Annotated in this window: 2 rRNA genes (1 of these 2 running past the window's edge); both read right to left on the bottom strand. The window is 56.1% G+C overall.

The features are described 5' to 3' along the window. Positions 1 to 5: 5 nt before the first annotated feature. Positions 6 to 122: ribosomal RNA gene (gene rrf, locus PUT80_RS46035) — 5S ribosomal RNA — on the bottom strand. An 84-nt stretch (positions 123 to 206) separates the two neighbouring features. After that, positions 207 to 1,736, bottom strand: a 23S ribosomal RNA gene (locus PUT80_RS46030); it runs 1,660 nt beyond the window's last position.

The following is a 1,736-nucleotide window of genomic DNA, read 5'->3' as shown; positions in this document are numbered from 1 at the left end:
GTTAAGTTCGGCGGTGTCCTACTCTCCCACAACCCTTCGGTTGCAGTACCATCGGCGCAGTCAGGCTTAGCTTCCGGGTTCGGAATGGGACCGGGCGTTTCCCTGACGCTAAAACCACCGAAACACTCCGAAACAACACACACCCACCCCTCGAGGGGTGACCGGTGTGGTGTTTCAGAACCGTAGAGTGGATGCGAGCGATCTTTGTGGGCAAGTCCTCGGCCTATTAGTACCAGTCAACTCGACAACACATTACTGTGCTTCCATTTCTGGCCTATCAACCCAATCGTCTCTTGGGGGCCTTAACCCACATGGGGTGGGATACCTCATCTTGGAACAGGCTTCCCGCTTAGATGCCTTCAGCGGTTATCCCTTCCGAACATAGCCAACCAGCCATGCCACTGGCGTGACAACTGGCACACCAGAGGTCCGTCCGTCCCGGTCCTCTCGTACTAGGGACAGCCTTCCTCAAGTATCCTGCGCGCGCGGCGGATAGGGACCGAACTGTCTCACGACGTTCTAAACCCAGCTCGCGTGCCGCTTTAATGGGCGAACAGCCCAACCCTTGGGACCTACTCCGGCCCCAGGATGCGACGAGCCGACATCGAGGTGCCAAACCATGCCGTCGATATGGACTCTTGGGCAAGATCAGCCTGTTATCCCCGGGGTACCTTTTATCCGTTGAGCGACACCCCTTCCACCAGGAGGTGCCGGATCACTAGTCCCGACTTTCGTCCCTGCTCGACATGTCTGTCTCACAGTCAAGCTCCCTTGTGCACTTGCACTCGACACCTGATTGCCAACCAGGCTGAGGGAACCTTTGGGCGCCTCCGTTACCCTTTAGGAGGCAACCGCCCCAGTTAAACTACCCATCAGGCACTGTCCCTGAACCAGATCATGGTCCGAGGTTCAGATTCCCAATCCGACCAGAGTGGTATTTCAACAACGACTCCACACCCACTAGCGTGAGCGCTTCACAGTCTCCCACCTATCCTACACAAGCCGAACCGAAAACCAATACCAAACTATAGTAAAGGTCCCGGGGTCTTTCCGTCCTGCCGCGCGTAACGAGCATCTTTACTCGTAATGCAATTTCGCCGGGCCTGTGGTCGAGACAGCCGGAAAGTCGTTACGCCATTCGTGCAGGTCGGAACTTACCCGACAAGGAATTTCGCTACCTTAGGATGGTTATAGTTACCACCGCCGTTTACTGGCGCTTAAATTCTCAGCTTCACCCCCCGAAAGGAGTTAACCGGTCCTCTTAACGTTCCAGCACCGGGCAGGCGTCAGTCCATATACATCGTCTTGCGACTTCGCATGGACCTGTGTTTTTAGTAAACAGTCGCTTTCCGCTGGTCTCTGCGGCCAACCACCCCTCCGTCCGCAAGGGACTTCAAGATGCTTGGCCCCCCTTCTCCCGAAGTTACGGGGGCATTTTGCCGAGTTCCTTAACCACAGTTCACCCGATCGCCTTGGTATTCTCTACCTGACCACCTGTGTTGGTTTGGGGTACGGGCCGTGCATGCACTCACTAGAGGCTTTTCTCGACAGCATAGGATCACCCACTTCGCCTCAAACGGCTACGCATCACGTCTCAGCCCATTGCCATGCGGATTTGCCTACATGACGGCCTACACGCTTACACCAGGACAACCATCGCCTGGCGGAGCTACCTTCCTGCGTCACCCCATCGCTTGACTACTACGGAATCAGGTCCCACGCTCCACACACGGNCT

Origin of the sequence: Amycolatopsis sp. La24 (assembly GCF_029087445.1) — a bacterium.
In the GTDB taxonomy this organism is placed as follows: Bacteria; Actinomycetota; Actinomycetes; order Mycobacteriales; family Pseudonocardiaceae; genus Amycolatopsis; species Amycolatopsis nivea.
This window is presented reverse-complemented; position numbering and strand designations above follow the sequence as displayed.